The sequence below is a fragment of the Limnohabitans sp. TEGF003 genome (assembly GCF_055395455.1).
In genome coordinates this window covers 706,869-724,263 of record NZ_AP029225.1, presented here as the reverse complement: position 1 = coordinate 724,263, position 17,395 = coordinate 706,869, and the positions used below count along the sequence as shown (strand labels likewise).

The 17,395-nt window shown below is 62.0% G+C and carries 12 protein-coding genes; 10 read left to right on the top strand and 2 right to left on the bottom strand.

What is annotated here, in order from left to right; all coding sequences use genetic code 11:
* The first annotated feature begins 7 nt into the window (after positions 1-7).
* From ACZ5RT_RS03630 to ACZ5RT_RS03595, 8 genes are all read left to right on the top strand, one after another.
* Positions 8-1,411: a sensor histidine kinase gene (locus ACZ5RT_RS03630; RefSeq protein WP_464453531.1), complete on the top strand. Its 1,404-nt coding sequence runs from the start codon at positions 8-10 to the stop codon at positions 1,409-1,411.
* 32 nt (positions 1,412-1,443) lie between these two features.
* The gene (locus tag ACZ5RT_RS03625; protein WP_464454187.1) at positions 1,444-2,847 is read left to right on the top strand and encodes a sensor histidine kinase; all 1,404 of its coding nucleotides are present in this window, start codon (positions 1,444-1,446) and stop codon (positions 2,845-2,847) included.
* Complete coding sequence (locus ACZ5RT_RS03620; RefSeq protein WP_464453530.1) at positions 2,822-3,505, top strand: response regulator transcription factor; 684 nt, start codon at positions 2,822-2,824, stop codon at positions 3,503-3,505. The genes ACZ5RT_RS03625 and ACZ5RT_RS03620 overlap by 26 nt, the downstream gene beginning before the upstream one ends.
* 78 nt (positions 3,506-3,583) lie before the next feature.
* Positions 3,584-3,934: an FKBP-type peptidyl-prolyl cis-trans isomerase gene (locus ACZ5RT_RS03615; RefSeq protein WP_291929425.1), complete on the top strand. Its 351-nt coding sequence runs from the start codon at positions 3,584-3,586 to the stop codon at positions 3,932-3,934.
* A gap of 118 nt (positions 3,935-4,052) precedes the next feature.
* Positions 4,053-4,598: a nucleotide exchange factor GrpE gene (grpE, locus tag ACZ5RT_RS03610; protein ID WP_291929424.1), complete on the top strand. Its 546-nt coding sequence runs from the start codon at positions 4,053-4,055 to the stop codon at positions 4,596-4,598.
* 189 nt (positions 4,599-4,787) lie between these two features.
* Positions 4,788-6,707, top strand: a complete 1,920-nt coding sequence (dnaK, locus tag ACZ5RT_RS03605) for a molecular chaperone DnaK (RefSeq protein WP_291929423.1) — start codon at positions 4,788-4,790, stop codon at positions 6,705-6,707.
* 144 nt (positions 6,708-6,851) lie between these two features.
* Complete coding sequence (gene dnaJ / locus ACZ5RT_RS03600; protein WP_291929422.1) at positions 6,852-7,994, top strand: molecular chaperone DnaJ; 1,143 nt, start codon at positions 6,852-6,854, stop codon at positions 7,992-7,994.
* 295 nt (positions 7,995-8,289) lie between these two features.
* Positions 8,290-9,654: an MBL fold metallo-hydrolase RNA specificity domain-containing protein gene (locus ACZ5RT_RS03595; RefSeq protein WP_464453529.1), complete on the top strand. Its 1,365-nt coding sequence runs from the start codon at positions 8,290-8,292 to the stop codon at positions 9,652-9,654.
* A gap of 6 nt (positions 9,655-9,660) precedes the next feature.
* On the opposite strand, the gene ACZ5RT_RS03590 is transcribed toward ACZ5RT_RS03595, so the two are convergent.
* A complete protein-coding gene (locus ACZ5RT_RS03590) occupies positions 9,661-10,125 on the bottom strand; it encodes a cyanophycin metabolism-associated DUF1854 family protein (RefSeq protein WP_291929420.1) in 465 nt (154 codons plus the stop codon).
* Positions 10,122-12,428: a cyanophycin metabolism-associated ABC transporter gene (locus ACZ5RT_RS03585; RefSeq protein ID WP_291929419.1), complete on the bottom strand. Its 2,307-nt coding sequence runs from the start codon at positions 12,426-12,428 to the stop codon at positions 10,122-10,124. Before ACZ5RT_RS03585 ends, ACZ5RT_RS03590 begins: the two co-directional genes overlap by 4 nt.
* 169 nt (positions 12,429-12,597) lie before the next feature.
* Here ACZ5RT_RS03585 and ACZ5RT_RS03580 point away from each other — a divergent pair, with 169 nt between their 5' ends.
* Positions 12,598-14,772 carry a cyanophycin synthetase gene (locus ACZ5RT_RS03580; RefSeq protein ID WP_464453528.1) on the top strand — a complete coding sequence of 725 codons (2,175 nt, stop codon included), beginning with the start codon at positions 12,598-12,600 and terminating at the stop codon, positions 14,770-14,772.
* 47 nt (positions 14,773-14,819) lie between these two features.
* Complete coding sequence (gene cphA, locus ACZ5RT_RS03575; protein WP_464453527.1) at positions 14,820-17,393, top strand: cyanophycin synthetase; 2,574 nt, start codon at positions 14,820-14,822, stop codon at positions 17,391-17,393.
* The last annotated feature ends 2 nt before the right edge of the window (positions 17,394-17,395 follow it).

Below are 17,395 nucleotides of genomic sequence, written 5' to 3'. Positions count from 1 at the left end.
TTTTTCCATGCTCGACAGCCAAACCACACTGATCCTGGCAGCTTTGCTGTTCTGGATGCTGCCGCTGCTGGTCTGGTGGACCACTGGGCGCCGTCACGCTCAGGCGGTGGCTTGGTGGTGTGTGGGCAGTGTGCTGGCGGGATTAGGTATTACCTTGATGGGGTTGCGGCCCTGGATCGCACCTTGGCTGAGTTTTCAGGGCGGCAACACCCTTTTGCTGCTCAGCTTTGTGGGCTGGTCGCAGTCTTTGCGGGTGTTACGCGGGCGGCCTTGGTCAGCGTTGCAATTGGTGCTGTGGGCGGTACTCGCCCTCATCTATTACAGCGTGTTGCTGCGGGCCTTTGACCCTCAGGTGCGGGGCATGGGCATGCGTTGGGCGTTGGGAGGATTGGCCATTTACACCGCCGGCCTGGCCTGGCCTTTGGCGCTGCGTTGGCGCAGCCACAATGCAGCAGCCATTGGGGTGAGCTATTTGTTGCTGGGGTTGGGACTGTGGGCACAGGCCCTCATGGGCATTGGCATCGGCACACAACCCAGCCCGTTCAGCAACACATGGGATGCGAGCCTGATCGCATTCTTGGCGCTGCTGACCTCGGCAATAGGCCACTTTTGTTATACCGGCATGGTGCTAGACCAGGCCATGCAAATGCGAGCACGCGATGCGACCACGCAAGCTGCGGCCGAAGAGACCGCCAGACTGGACACGCAGCTGCGCCAGCTGGACCGGCAAGAACGCATGGTGCTGGTGTCGGGCGCACTGGCGCACGAACTGAACCAGCCTTTGACGGCCGCCTTGACACAGGCCCAGGTGGCGCAACGGCGACTGGTGGCAGGCCGCACCGAAGTGCCGGTGTTGGTGGATTTGCTGCAAAAAGTGGTGAACGGCATTGAACGGGCCAGCCTCATTTTGGGTCGCATCCGACGGGCCAAGTTGCAGAACAGTGTGACGCTGCGACGTGTCGATGTGCGCAAGGTAGTCGACGAAGCTTTGGATTTGCTGGATGGGGAATGGCATCGTCTAGGCGTGCGGGTGGACCGCGCTTTAGGCGATGTACCGCTTTGGTGCCAAGCTGATGAAGTAGCGCTGTCACAGGTGCTGGTGAATCTGTTTCGCAATGCCGCGCAAGCCATGGAATCAAACCCTCCGCGCTGGTTGCAAGTGTCTACGCAAGCCGACGAGACGCAAATTCGGGTGCTGATTCGCGACCACGGCCCAGGGGTGGCCGCGCAGGTTCTGGCGCGTTGGGGCGAGCCCTTTGTGAGCACGCGCGAGCATGGTTTGGGCATGGGACTGGCAATTTCGTGCGACATCATGCGCCAACACCATGGCGATTTGACCTTGCAAAACCACCCTGGCGGTGGGGCCGAGGCGCGGCTGAGTTTGCCGTGCGATATCAGAGGTGCAGGATGAGCCTGAGTTTGGACAACCGCACCTTGCTGCTGGTGGCGGGCACTCTGTACCTGCTGCTGCCACTGAGTATCTGGCTGATCTTGCGCATGCCGCGCGAGCGGGCACCACTGATATGGTGCGTTGGCGGCATGCTGGGAGGCATGGGTTTGTTGCTGATGGGTGCACGCGGGCAGATCCACGACCTGCTGAGTTACGCAGTGGGTCACCCCCTGCTGGCGCTAGGAGCTTGGCTGGCAGCGCAAAGCTTGCGCATGGACACAGGGCGCGCTTGGTCTTGGTGGTTGATTGGGTTGGGAACATTGGCTTATGCAGCGGTCTTAGCGCTTTTGCTGCCGTACGCCTCAGCGCCCACGATTGGGGTGGTGATTCGTTTGGTCAATTTGGGGGTTTTGGTGCTTTTGATCTGGGCCGCTTGGCAGGTGGGTCAATCTGAAAAAAGCCGCAATGCCCTCACGATCGCGGTAGTTTATGGGCTGCAAGCATGCGGTGTGCTGTCCAATTTGATCTCGGCATCCATGGGCTCTTCGGACATTCTCATCGCCGCCAGCGGCCCTGTTGGTGTGGTGGTGAATCTACTGACGCTGATTGTGGCGCTGGTGGCCAGCATGGCCTATCTGGGCTTGGCGCTTGACCGCGTCGAGCGCAGCCAACTGAGTGTGGCCCGCCAGGCAGCGCGCACCCAACAGTGGCAAGAACGCCGGCGGGCCTTGGTGCACCTGGATCGCGAACGTCTGCTGAGCATGTTGACCGATTCACTGGGACATGCCATGACACAGCCCTTGACTGCAGCTTTGTTGCAGGTCGAGACGCAGTTGTGGGCCCTTAGACAGGCCCCTCTGAACGTGGCTCGGCTTCAAAATGGTTTGGAGTATCTGGTATCCGAGCTGCGCCGGACGGGCGAGACAATCGAGCGCATTCGCCACTTGTTGCGGTCAACGCCCACGCAGGGCAAGCCGGTGGATATGACCGCCGTACTGCGCCAGGTGGATTTACTGCTGCGCCAAGAAGCCATCAACCGCCGGACGGTACTGCAGTTTCCCGCGCGCATGCCGCCGGTATGGGTGCTGGGCGATGAGCTGCAGCTGTCGCAGGCACTGCTTCAGTTAGTGCGCAACGCCATTGAGGCGGTCCAAGGGGCAGCGGAGCGACGGGTGTCTGTAACGCTGGAGTCCAAGCTTGAGCAGGTGCGTCTGTATGTAAGCGACAGTGGCCCGGGGCTGCCCAAGGAGGTGCTGCTGCGCGAGTTCGCACAGACTGCGCAGCACGCGCACAGCCTGCAGGGTATAGGGCTTTTCGTTGTCGAAAGCATTGCCCGTCAGCACCATGGCTCTCTTTTGCTAGATAATCCTGGCTCTTGCGGCGCGGTGGTCACACTGGTTTTACCGTGCCATCACCCCCTCGTCGCCCCGGATGAACCAGCCACCCGCCTCTCTTGAACAGAACGCTTTGGACCCCGAGTTGGCTGAGCGCTGCGCGCTCGGCCGTGTGGTGGTGATTGACGACGACCAGGGCATTTTGGAAGCTTTTCGTAACCTGATCGAGCTCGATGGCTATGCTTGCGAGACCTACAGTTCAGCGCGCGCCTACCTGCAGGTACTGGAGTTCAATCGCCCGTTGCACCCGGGTCCGGTGTGTGTGCTCTGCGATGTGAAGATGCCCGATATGGACGGCTTGCAGTTACAGGCCCGCCTGGTGCAACAAGGCCATGTGCCTCTTGTGTTGATGAGCGGAGGCAGCAGCACCAAAGATGCGGTGGCGGGTTTTAGAGCGGGTGCGATGGACTTTTTGATCAAGCCCATTGAAGCCGATCAACTGATGAGCACCTTACATAAAGCGCTGCACATGAACCGCCAACAGCTGGAGCAGGCGCGTCGCCAGCAGCAGGTGAACGCATTGCTCAACACCCTGAGTGAGCGGGAATTGAGTGTGGCGCGCATGGTGGCTCGGGGTATGACCAACCTGGGCGTTTCTCTGGAGCTGAACATCACGCTGCGTACTGTGAAGTTTCACCGTCAACGGGCCATGGAAAAACTGGGCATCGCCGGGACCCCTGAGTTGGTGCGCTTGCTTCAGGAAACCGACCAGCTCCGCTGAGGGCTGGCATAATTTTGTGTTTTCCACATCCCGGAAAGCCGACCGATGGCTCCGGACACTGACTGACAGGACCTTCCCATGAACACCACCCCCTCCGGCCTGCAATACGAAGACACCGTCGTGGGCGAAGGCGCCACAGCCACTGCAGGCCAGGACGTCACCGTGCACTACACCGGCTGGCTCTACAAGGACGGCGAGCAAGGCGCCAAGTTCGATTCGAGTCGCGACCGCCGCGACCCCTTTGTGTTCGGTCTAGGTGCCGGCATGGTCATCAAGGGCTGGGACGAAGGCGTGGCCGGCATGAAAGTGGGCGGCCAGCGCACCCTGATCATCCCCCCTGAGCTGGGCTATGGTGCCCGCGGCGCGGGTGGTGTGATTCCGCCCAATGCCACCCTGAAATTCGATGTGGAACTGCTGGCCCTGGACTGAGCCTGCGCCAGACTGGCACCCACCTGACCCGCCGTTCGGCGGGTTTTTCTTGCCCTCTTGAAGCCCTGAACAACGCCCCTATTTAAAAGGGGTATTCATTTTTTTGCGCAGATTGCTCATGTCAGAAGCCACACAAAACCCCAACCCCAAGCCCCTGAGCGACGAAGAACTGGCCGCCGCAGCCACCACCCCGGCCGACCCGTTGGCCGATGCCCAGGCCGAGCTGGCGAACCTGAAGGCCCAAAACGCCGATCTGGCCGACCAGTACCTGCGCGCCCAGGCCGATGTGCAAAACGCCCGCCGCCGTGCCGACGACGAAATCACCAAAGCCCGCAAATTCGCCGTGGAGAGTTTTGCCGACAGCCTGCTGCCCGTGCTGGACAGCCTGGAAGCGGGTCTGGCCATCCCCAACGTGACGATCGAGCAGATCCGCGAAGGCTCGGAAGCCACCCTGCGCCAGCTCAAAAGCGCGCTGGAACGCAACAAAGTGGTTGAAATTGCACCCGCAGCGGGCACCAAGTTCGATCCACACCACCACCAAGCCATCAGCGTGGTCCCTGCCGAGCAGGAGCCCAACACTGTGGTCACGGTGCTGCAAAAGGGCTACCAGATCGCCGACCGGGTGTTGCGCCCAGCTCTGGTCACGGTCACGGCGTCAAAATAAAACCCACTTCCTACCCAAACTGTCACCCCCGACTTGATCCGGGGTCCATGACTTCAAATGGATGGATCCCGGCTCGGGGGCCGGGATGACAGCCAATATGACCTTTTTGGGCGTAAGGGGACTTGAAAAGCGTTCACCCCGCCCCAACTGCAAAACATCTGTACTTTTAACCAATTTCGGAGCATCAAAATGGGAAGAATCATCGGTATTGACCTGGGCACCACCAACTCGTGCGTGGCCATCATGGAAGGCAACACGACCAAAGTGATCGAGAACGCCGAAGGCGCTCGCACCACCCCGTCGATCATTGCGTACCAGGAAGACGGCGAAATCCTGGTCGGTGCCTCGGCCAAGCGCCAGGCGGTGACCAACCCCAAAAACACGCTCTACGCGGTCAAGCGCCTGATCGGTCGCAAATTTGCCGAGAAGGAAGTCCAAAAGGACATCGACCTGATGCCCTACACCATCACCAAAGCCGACAATGGCGACGCCTGGGTGGAGGTGCGCGGCAACAAGCTGGCCCCCCCCCAGATCAGCGCTGAAATCCTGCGCAAGATGAAGAAAACCGCCGAAGACTACCTCGGCGAAGAAGTGACCGAGGCCGTCATCACGGTGCCCGCCTACTTCAACGACGCCCAGCGCCAGGCCACCAAGGACGCTGGCCGCATCGCCGGTCTGGACGTCAAGCGCATCATCAACGAGCCCACCGCTGCGGCCCTGGCCTTTGGCCTGGACAAGCAGGAAAAAGGCGACCGCAAAATCGCGGTGTATGACCTGGGTGGCGGCACCTTCGACGTGTCCATCATCGAGATCGCCGATGTCGATGGCGAAAAGCAGTTCGAAGTGCTGTCCACCAACGGTGACACGTTCCTGGGCGGCGAAGACTTCGACCAGCGCATCATCGACTTCATCATTGCCGAGTTCAAGAAAGAATCCGGCGTGGACCTGACCAAGGACGTGCTGGCCCTGCAACGCCTGAAAGAAGCCGCTGAAAAGGCCAAGATCGAGCTGTCCAGCTCGGCCTCGACCGACGTCAACCTGCCCTACATCACCGCCGATGCCACAGGCCCCAAACACCTGAACGTCAAGCTGACCCGTGCCAAGCTGGAACAGCTGGTGGAAGAGCTGATCGAGCGCACCATCGCCCCTTGCCGGATGGCCATCAAGGACGCTGGCGTGTCGGTGAGCGACATCCACGACGTGATCCTGGTGGGCGGCATGAGCCGCATGCCCAAGGTGCAGGAGAAGGTCAAGGAGTTCTTCGGCAAAGAGCCCCGCAAGGACGTGAACCCCGACGAAGCCGTGGCCGTGGGCGCTGCGATCCAGGGCCAGGTCTTGTCCGGCGACCGCACCGACGTGCTGCTGCTCGACGTGACGCCTTTGTCTTTGGGCATCGAAACCATGGGCGGTGTGATGACCAAGATGATCACCAAGAACACCACCATCCCGACCAAGTTTGCACAGACTTTCTCGACCGCCGAAGACAACCAGCCTGCGGTGACGATCAAGGTGTTCCAGGGCGAGCGCGACATCGCTTCTGGCAATAAATTGCTGGGCGAGTTCAACCTCGAAGGCATCCCACCCGCACCCCGCGGCACGCCTCAGATCGAAGTGTCGTTCGACATCGACGCCAACGGCATCTTGCACGTGGGCGCCAAGGACAAGGGCACCGGCAAGGAAAACAAGATCACGATCAAGGCCAACTCGGGCTTGTCGGAAGAAGAAATTCAGCAAATGGTGAAAGACGCCGAGCTGAACGCTGCCGAAGACAAGAAGAAACTCGAACTGGTGCAGGCCCGCAACGCTGGTGAAGCCGCCGTGCACAGCGTCAAGAAGAGCCTGACCGAGCACGGCGACAAGATCGAGGCGGCCGAAAAGGAAGCCATCGAAACAGCCAGCAAGGCGCTCGAAGAAGCTTTGAAGGGCGAAGACAAAGACGCCATCGAAGCCAAAACCGAAGCGCTAATGACCGCCAGCCAGAAGCTGGGCGAAAAGGTCTACGCCGACATGCAAGCGCAGCAAGCCGCTGCGGGTGCAGGCGCAGCCGAAGCCAAGCCCCAAGACGACAACGTGGTGGACGCGGAAGTCAAGGAAGTCAAAAAGGGCTGATGCCCGCATGGATGCTGTGGGCCATCCCGTGGGAGCGAGCACCTGCTCGCGATTGCAATCGGCCACAGGGGTGGCCTCCCACAAACACCCCCAACGTCCCGGGCAAGTCTCGGGACGTTTTTTGCATGTAAAGGCCTGAAAGTCATGGCGACAAAACGAGATTTTTACGAAGTGCTGGGCGTTGCCAAAAACGCCTCGGACGAAGACATCAAAAAGGCTTATCGCAAGCTGGCGATGAAGTACCACCCCGACCGCAACCAGGGGGATGACGCCAAGGCCAAAGACGCCGAAACCAAATTCAAAGAGGTCAAAGAGGCCTACGAGATGCTGTCAGACCCGCAAAAACGCGCGGCTTACGACCAGCATGGCCATGCCGGGGTCGATCCCAATATGCGTGGCGGTGCCGAAGGCTTTGGCGGTTTCGGTGATGCGTTTGGCGACATCTTCGGCGACATCTTTGGAGGCCAGGGCCGCGGTGGGCGCGGCGGCGGGCGTCAAGTGTTCCGGGGTGCGGACCTCAGCTACGCGATGGAAATCACGCTTGAAGAAGCGGCCAACGGCAAGGACTCGCAGCTGCGCATCCCGAGCTGGGACGAGTGCGACACCTGCCACGGCACGGGCGCCAAGCCCGGCACCAGCGCCAAGACCTGCTCGACCTGCCACGGTCAGGGCCAGGTGCAGATGCGCCAGGGCTTTTTCAGCGTGCAGCAAACCTGCCCGCACTGCCGGGGCACGGGCAAGATCATCCCCGACCCCTGCGGCACTTGCCACGGGCAAGGCAAGGTCAAGAAACAGAAAACACTGGAAGTCAAAATCCCGGCGGGTATCGACGACGGCATGCGCATCCGCAGCGCGGGCAATGGCGAGCCTGGCACCAATGGCGGGCCACCGGGCGATTTGTTCATCGAGATCCGGCTGAAGAAACACGACATCTTCGAGCGCGATGGCGACGACCTGCACTGCGCGGTGCCGATCAGCTTTTCCAAAGCGGCTTTGGGCGGCGAAATCGAGGTGCCGACCCTGGGCGGCAAAGCGGCGATCGACATCCCCGAAGGCACCCAGACGGGCAAGCAGTTCCGCTTGCGCGGCAAGGGCATCAAGGGCGTGCGCGGCAGCTACCCGGGCGACTTGTATTGCCACATCACGGTGGAAACGCCGGTCAAGCTCACCGAGCACCAGAAAAAGCTGCTCAAGGAGTTTGAAGAGTCCCTGAAAAAAGGCGGCGGCAAACACCAACCCAGTGGCGAAAGCTGGACCGACAAGTTGAAGGGCTTCTTCGGCGGCTGAACTGCGTTCGTCTCTCCCGACCTGTCGGGGGTCATGCCTTCGACCACCATGGATACCCGCATTCGCGGGCATGACACTTGGATGGTCCCCTCGACCTGATCGGGGATCCATGCCTTCGGCCGCACTGGATGCGGACATGACAATTGAATGGTCACCCCCGACCCGATCGGGGGTCCATGTCTTCGACTGCCATGGATACCCGCGTTCGCGGGTATGACAAGATGGCTTTGTTGTACCCCACCGGGGTTTGACTTGCGTCAAGCAGGCTTTTGCTTTTGAAGGCAGCATGCGAAGCATGAGCGCCACCATCACCTTCCTCGGCGGAGCCGATACCGTCACCGGCTCCAAATACCTGATCGAGCACAACCAGAAGCGGCTGCTGGTCGATTGCGGGCTGTTCCAGGGTTACAAACAGCTGCGCCTGCGCAACTGGAACCCCCTGCCCGCGAACCCGGCTCTCATTGACGCGGTGGTGCTGACCCACGCCCACCTGGACCACAGCGGCTACTTGCCCTTGTTGGTCAAAAACGGTTTTAGAGGCCGGGTGCATGCCACGTCGGCCACTTGCGATCTGGCCAGCATCTTGCTGCCCGACAGCGGGCACATCCAGGAAGAAGACGCTTTTTTCGCCAATCGCCATGGCTTTTCCAAACACGCTCCGGCTCTACCGCTGTACACCAAACAAGAGGCCATCCACTGCCTCAAGCAATTGCACGCCGAGCACCAGGGCGCGTGGTTCGAGCCCATTCGCGGCTGGAAGGCGCGCTTTCAGCCCGCCGGGCACATCCTGGGTGCAGCCAGTTTGCTGCTCGATGTGGCAGGTCGGCGGATTTTGTTTTCGGGCGATCTGGGCCGCCCCGACGACCCGCTGATGAACCCGCCGGAGCCACCACCGCAGGCCGACACGGTGCTGATCGAGTCGACTTACGGTGACCGCCAGCACCCCAAGGAAAAGCTGTTCGAGGAGCTGGGACCGCTGTTGAAAAAACTGGCTGCACGCGGCGGTGTGGCGGTGGTGCCGGTGTTTGCCGTGGGTCGGGCGCAGGCCGTGTTGCACACCATTGCCCAGCTCAAAGCTGCCGGGGAGATTCCCAAAGGCTTGCCGATTTTTCTGGACAGCCCAATGGCGATCCACACCACGGCCTTGTTTGAGCGCCACCCGGGTGAGCACCGCCTGAGCGTGCAGGAAGTGCGCAACATGGACCATGTGGCCACCATGCTGGAGACCCCCGAGCAGTCCAAATCCCTAGCGCGGCGGCACGGTCCGATGGTGATTCTGGCGGCCAGCGGCATGGCCACGGGTGGGCGGGTGCTGCACCACCTGGCGCAATACGCAGGCGACCACCGCAACATGGTGATCCTGACGGGCTACCAGGCGCCGGGCACGCGCGGCGCATCACTGGCCAATGGCCACAGCACCCTCCGAATCCACGCGCAGGATGTGGCGGTGCGGGCCGAGGTGGCGCAAATCGAATCGGCCTCGGCCCATGCCGACGCGAACCAGCTGTTGAGCTGGTTGCACAAAATGCCCAGCGCACCCGGGCAGGTGTATGTGGTGCATGGCGAGCGCGAGGCGTCCGACATGCTGCGCCAGCGCATCGAGCACGAGATCAAATGGCGTGCGCTGGTGCCCGAACAGGGCTCGGTCTGGCCTCTTTGAGGCCGCTCAGAGGAACCGGTCCAGCAGTTTGCGCGAATGCTTGTCCATGGCCGCCAGGTCGCGGATCATGAACTGCACCCCATTGGCGTCGTTGATCAGCAGCACCGTGCCCGTCAAGCGCCGGATGTCTTCTTCCCCCTTGAGCAAGAACTGTGTGCTGCCCCGGTCGGTGAGCACCGACCAGGTGCTGGGCGTGGCGAAGCTGCTGACATCGGTCAGCTGAAGGATTTCTGGCAAGAACTCCCGCTCGTTCAGGGCCTGGATGACCTGGGAGCGCAGAGCGGGTGCCAGCTGGTCCAAGGCATCGATCCAGAAAATCTCGTGCCCGTCGGCATCCATCAGCGCCACCCCTTCGTCCGGCGCGGACACCGGGTAGGCGCGCAAGGCGGTCACAGGAACGTGTCGCGTGCCATCGGGCAGCTGCAAGACCCAACGGCCAAAGGCGTCGCGTTGCAAATCAAAGGGGTTCATGCGATCACCTTCTTGTCTTCGTCGCTGCCACCCAACACCGCCTCGGCTTCGGCCTGGCGCTGCTGCGCTTCGTACAAACGCCAGTAAGCGCCTTGGGCCTCGATGAGCGTGTCGTGCGTCCCCTCTTCGACCACCAGCCCTTTGTCCATGACCACCAGACGGTCGGCCTTGCGCAAAGTGGACAGTCGGTGCGCGATGGCAATCGTTGTGCGCCCGCGCACCAGGTTGTCCAGCGCTTTTTGAATCTCTTTTTCGGTCTCGGTGTCCACGGCCGAGGTGGCCTCGTCCAGGATGAGGATGCGGGGGTTGATGAGCAAAGCGCGGGCAATCGAGATGCGCTGGCGCTCACCGCCCGACAAACCCTGACCGCGCTCGCCCACCAGGGAGTCGTAACCCTGCGGCATGCGCAAGATGAACTCGTGGGCATGGGCTGCACGGGCAGCGGCCACGATCTCTTCGCGGGTGGCTTCGGGCTTGCCGTAGGCGATGTTGTCGGCGATGGTGCCGAAGAACAAGAATGGCTCTTGCAGCACCAGACCAATCTGGCGGCGGTAGTCGGCCACCTTGAGCTGGCGGATGTCGGTGCCATCGAGCTCGATGGCACCATCGCTCAGGTCATAAAAGCGGCAGATCAGGTTGACCAGCGTGCTCTTGCCCGAGCCGCTGTGGCCCACCAGGCCGATCATCTGGCCGGGTTGGATGTCGAGGTTGAGCTGGCGGATCACCGCGCGGTTGCCATAGCGAAAGCCCGCATCGCGCACCGTGATGCGACCTTGCACACGGGGCGGCAAGGCCACTGGGCTGAGCGGCTCGGGCACGCTGGAGACATGGTCGAGGATGTCAAAAATGCGCTTGGCACCGGATGCGGCCTTTTGGGTGTTGGAGACGATCCGGCTCATCGAATCGAGGCGGCTGTAAAAGCGCCCGATGTAGGCCAAAAACGCGGTCAGGACACCGACCGTGATCTGGTCGTCCGACACCAGCCAGATGCCAAAACCCCACACCACCAGCAGGCCGATTTCGGTCATCAGCGTCACCGTGGGCGAGAACAGCGACCAGACGCGGTTGAGCCGGTCGTTGACCTGCAGGTTGTGCGCGTTGGCGTCCTTGAAACGTTGGGCTTCGCGATCTTCCTGTGCGAAGGCTTTGACCACCCGGATGCCGGGGATGGTGTCGGTCAGGACGTTGGTCACTTCGGCCCACACGCGGTCAATTTTCTCGAAACCGGTGCGCAGCTTTTCGCGCACCACATGGATCAGCCAGGCGATGAAGGGCAAGGGCAGCAAGGTCACCAAAGCCAAGGTCGGGTTGATGGTGAACAAGATGATGGCCGTCATCAGGATCATCAAGACGTCGGTGGCAAAGTCCAGCAGGTGCAGCGACAAAAAGACGTTGATGCGGTCGGTCTCGCTGCCGATGCGGGCAATCAGATCGCCTGTGCGCCGTCCGCCAAAATACTCCAGCGACAGCTTGAGCAAATGGTCGTACGTGGTGGTGCGCAGGTCGGCCCCGATGCGCTCGGACACCAAGGCCAGGATGTAGGTTTTGGCCCAGCCCAGACCCCAAGCCAGCAGGGCTGAACCGAACAAGCCCAGCAAATACAGAGAGACCAGACCGGGGTCAATGGCCTGACCGTTTTGGTAAGGGATGAGGATGTCATCCATCAAGGGCATGGTCAGGTAGGGCGGCACCAAGGTGGCGGCGGTGGCGGCCAGGGTGAGCAAAAATCCGGCCAACAAGGAGCGCTGGTAGGGCCGGGCAAATCGCCACAATTTGAACAGCGTCCAGGTCGAAGGCGGCGCCAAGTCTTCACGGCCGCAGCTGGGACAATCCTCGTCTTCGTCGCTCATGACCGTCTGGCAAACCGGGCAGACCGAGCCCGACAGCACGGACTGCAAAGGCCGCCCCTGTTCAGCGCTGCCCCATTGGGCCAATTGGCTCTCGAACTGCGCGACCCAGCGGGCCACGGCAGCCTGCAAGCCCAAGGTGAAACGCCACACGGCCAGCTGTCCCTCGGCATTGCTCATGGTGAGGCAGCCCACACCCGCATGGTCCGTGAGTTTCAAGGCCAAACCCGGCTGCAAAGCCCAGCTGGACCAGTTTTTTTCACCTTCGGGCCGGGATAGGACCCGCCGATCGGTCAAAATGATGGCACTTTTGGCAAATCGCAAGCTGCTGTCAAGGTCAACCTCCAACCAGGCTGTTGCGTTTTCATCAGGTTGCAGACAAGAATGGACTTCAACCTGCCAAGCGTCGGGCAGAACCTGACGGGATGCAGCGGCCAAAGAAGAAGTTGATGTCATTGAAGGATGAACCGGAAACGACTCGAACGACCCCGGCGGCCGACGAGACAAAAAACAACCATGGATGCCGCCCACGACTGCACCTGTAATGCCCATGTATTTTCAAAAATTCAGAGCAATCCACCAGCGCCATGACGGGCCGGTCATTGTATAGCCGCCCTTTTCACGCATGAACGCCAAAAACATTCAATTTCTGCGCATGACCCATTTGCGCGGCCCCAACATCTGGACTTACCGTCCTGTCTTGGAAGCACTGATCGACATCGGCGATCTGGAAGACGCACCCTCCAACACCTTGCCAGGCTTCAACGAACGTTTGACGGCCTGGTTGCCCGGCTTGATCGAGCACCGCTGCAGCGTGGGTGAACGCGGCGGCTTCTTGCAACGGCTGGCGCAAGGCACCTGGGCCGGTCACGTGCTCGAACACGTGGCACTGGAGCTGCAAACCCAGGCCGGCATGCAAACCGGCTTTGGCAAAGCCCGCGAAGCCGGTCCCCGGGGCGTCTACAAAGTCGTCATCCGCACCCGCCATGAAGCGGTCAGCCGCAGCGCCCTCGAAACCGCACGCGACCTGATTTTGGCGGCCATTGAAGACCGCCCCTTTGACGTGCCGGGCCAAATCAACCGCCTCAAGCAAATGGTCGACAGCCTGTGCATCGGCCCCAGCACGGCCAGCATCGTGGACGCGGCCAGCGAACGCGGCATTCCCGCCATCCGCCTCAATGACGGCAACCTGGTGCAATTGGGCCATGGCGCTCAGCAGCGCCGCATCTGGACCGCCGAAACCGACCGCACCAGCGCGATCGCCGAGGGCATCTCCAAGGACAAGGACCTCACCAAACAACTGCTCAGCATGTGTGGCGTGCCTGTGCCCTCCGGCCAGATCGTGGACAGCCCCGCTGCCGCTTGGGCCGCCGCGCAGGACATTGGCCTGCCCGTGTGCGTCAAACCCACCGACGGCAACCACGCCCGAGGCGTCTCCCTGGAACTGTCCAAACAGGAAGACATCGAAGCCGCTTACGACATTGCCCTGGCCGAGGGCAGCGAAGTCATTGTCGAAAGTTTCATCCGCGGAGAAGAACACCGCCTGCTGGTGGTCGGCGACCAAGTGGCCGCCGCCAACAAAGGCGAAACCGCCAGCGTGGTGGGCGATGGCGTGCACACGGTGGCCGAGCTGATCGAGCTGCAGATCAACTCCGACCCTCGCCGCGGCGAAGAGGAAGACTTTCCGCTCGACACCATTCGGCTCGACGAGCACACCACCTCAGTGCTGGAGCTCAAACGCCAAGGCCTGACAGCCGACAGCGTGCCCGACAAGGACCGGACCGTGTTGATCATGCGCACAGGCAACATGGCGCTGGACGTGACCGACGAAGTCCACCCCGAAGTGGCTGCGCAAGCCGTGCTGGCCGCTCGCGTGGTGGGCCTGGACATCGCGGGCGTCGATCTGGTGGCGCAAGACATCTCCCTGCCCCTGGCCGCGCAAGGTGGCGCGATTGTTGAAGTCAATGCCGGGCCCGGTTTGCTGATGCACCTCAAACCCGCTGTGGGTCAACCCCGCCCGGTAGGCCAGGCGATCGCCAACCATTTGTTCCAGCCCACAGAAACCGGCCGCATTCCGGTGGTGGGCCTCATGGGCGATGGCGACACCACCCGGCCCGCCAAACTGGTGGCTTGGCTGCTGCACCTCAAAGGCCTGTACACGGGCCTGGCCTGTGCCGATGGGCTCTACATGAACCAGCGTCAGCTGCAAAGCCAGGGCGGCATGGATTGGGACAACGCCCAGCGACTTTTGATCAACCGCTCGGTCCAAACGGCTGTGTTCGAAAGCGATGTCCGCCATCTGCTGGCCGAAGGCTTGCCCTACGACCGCTGTCAGGTCGGTGTGGTCACACGCATGCCCAAGGCGCAAGGTCTGGACGATCTGTATCCGGGCAGCGACGAAAAAATGCCCACTTATGTGCGCACCCAGGTCGACGTGGTCTTGCCCCATGGCACTGCCGTGCTCAATGCGGCCGATGTGCAAGTCGCAGAGCTGGCCAGCTACTGCGATGGCAGCGTGATCTTTTATGCCGACGATGAAAACAACCCGCGACTTGCGGCGCACCGCACCGAAGGCGGCCGCGTGGCTTTCTGGCGCGATGGGCAACTGGTCTTGGGTGAAGGCCAGCGCGAGTCGCTCGTGCTGTCGGCCAAACGACCCGCCGTGGCGCGTCTGCTGCAAGACGACAAGCTGAACACCGACGACATGCTGATCGCCGCCAGCGTGGCCTGGGCGCTGGACATCAGCACGGACCTCATCCGTGCTGGCGTCAAAAGCTTCGGCCAGAACACCTCTCACTAACACCCGACGAGCCCTTCGGCCTTACCGCATCACAGGAATCCTGGTTCATGGAAGTGTCAAGAATTCGCGCACTGCGCGGCCCCAATCTGTGGAGCCGTCACACGGCCATTGAAGCCATCGTGACCTGCCCCGAGGCCGAACGCAGCCTGGCGCCCAATCACCCGATCGAACAGCGCTTGCGCCGCATCTTCCCCGAAGTCGGCCCCATCGAGGGCAGCCGCCCGGGCCAAGCCCCCTCCATGGCGCACGCCCTCGAAAAAGTCACGCTGGCCCTGCAAGCGCAAGCTGGCTGCCCCGTGACCTTCAGCCGGACCACGGCCACCGAAGAATCGGGCGTTTACCAGGTGGTGGTGCAGTACTCCGAAGAGGCGGTGGGCCGTTTGGCGCTGGAGCTGGCGGAGCAGCTGTGCAAAGCGGCCATGGGCTCTCAGGGCTTTGACCTGGAAAACGCCTTGGCCCAGCTGCACGAGCTGGACGAAGACGTGCGCCTGGGGCCTTCCACCGGCTCGATCGTGGACGCGGCCGTGGCCCGCGGGATTCCATTCAGACGCCTGACCGATGGCAGCCTGGTGCAATTTGGCTGGGGCTCGCAGCAGCGGCGCATCCAGGCCGCTGAAGTCGACTCCACCAGCGCCATCGCCGAATCGATTGCCCAGGACAAGGACCTGACCAAAAAGCTGCTGCACGCAGCGGGTGTGCCTGTGCCCTTGGGTCGCCCTGCGCAAACGCCCGACGAAGCCTGGGCCATTGCCCTGGAAGTGGGCCTGCCCGTGGTGGTCAAACCACAAGACGGCAACCAAGGCAAAGGCGTGACGGTCAACATCACCGAACGCTCGGCTTTCGACAACGCCTACGCCACAGCCGAGCGCTATGGCACCGTGATGGTTGAAAAGTTCCTGCCCGGCCACGATTACCGCCTGCTGGTGGTGGGCAACAAGCTGATCGCTGCGGCCCGCCGCGAGCCCCCCTTGGTGGTGGGCGATGGCAAGCATACGGTGCGCCAGCTGGTGGATCTGGTGAATGCCGACCCCCGTCGCGGCACAGGCCACTCCACCTCGCTGACCAAGATCCGGTTTGACGACATTGCCATTGGCCGTCTGCACGCCCAGGACCTGGAGCCCGAATCGGTGCCTGAAAAAGGCCGCCGTGTGATCTTGCGCAACAACGCCAACCTCTCGACGGGCGGCAGCGCCACGGATGTGACCGACGACGTGCACCCCGAAGTGGCCGCCCGGGTGGTGGAAGCTGCGCAAATGGTGGGCCTCGATATTTGCGGTGTGGACGTGGTCTGCGAATCCGTGCTGCGCCCCTTGGAAGAGCAAAACGGTGGCATCGTCGAAGTCAATGCCGCCCCGGGTTTGCGCATGCACATCAGCCCGTCTTATGGCAAGGGCCGCGATGTGGGCAACGCGGTCATTGACCAGATGTTCCCGAACGGTGTCACAGGCCGCATTCCCGTGATCGCGGTGACGGGCACCAACGGCAAAACCACCACCGTGCGCCTGACGGCCCACCTGCTCAAGGCGCAAGGTCTGCGCGTGGGCATGACCAACACCGATGGTGTTTACGTCAATGGTCGCCAGACCGACTCGGGCGACTGCAGCGGCCCGCGCAGTGCCCGCAATGTGCTGATGCACCCCGATGTGGACGCTGCCGTGTTCGAGACCGCCCGTGGCGGCCTGCTGCGCGAAGGTTTGGCCTTTGACCGCTGTAACGTGGCCATCGTGACCAACCTGGGCGGTGGCGATCACCTGGGCTTGAACTACATCACCACGCTGGAAGACCTGTCGGTCCTCAAGCGCGTGATCGTGCTCAACGTGGCGCAAAACGGCATGGCGGTGCTCAATGCCGCCGATCCGGCCGTCGCCTCCATGGCCCCCCATTGCCCGGGCGATGTGACCTTTTTCGCCCTCGATGGCAACCAGCCCGTGCTGGCGACACACCGCGCACAAGGCAAACGCGTGGTGTTCACCGAAGACGGTCACATCGTGGCCCAAAAGGGCAAGCAGGTGTTCCGCATCCCCCTGTCCCAGGTGCCCCTGACCCGACAAGGCCAAATTGGCTTCCAGACGGAAAACGTCATGGCCGCCATCGGTGCGGCCTGGGCGGTCGGTGTGCCTTGGGAAGCCATCGCTCAGGGTGTGGCCACCTTCATCAGCGACATCCAGGGCGTGCCCGGCCGCTTCAATGTGTTTGACTACCGGGGTGCGACCCTGATTGCCGACTACGGTCACAACCCGGACGCCATCCAGGCGCTGGTGCAGGCCATCGACAACATGCCCGCCGAAAAGCGCATGGTGGTCATCAGCGGCGCTGGGGATCGGCGCGACCAGGACATCCGCGACCAGACCAAGATTCTGGGCCAAGCCTTTGATGAAGTCTTGCTCTACCAGGATGCCTGTCAACGCGGCCGGGAAGACGGCGAGGTGATTGCTCTGCTGCGCGAAGGCCTGCAAGGCGCTGTGCGCACCACGCACGTCCAGGACATCCAGGGTGAGTTCAACGCCATCGACATCGCACTCTCTCGCCTGTCAGCGGGTGATTTGTGCCTGATCCTGATCGACCAGGTGGAAGAAGCCCTGGCCTACATCACCGAAAAAGTCAAAGCCTCGGAAGCCTGACT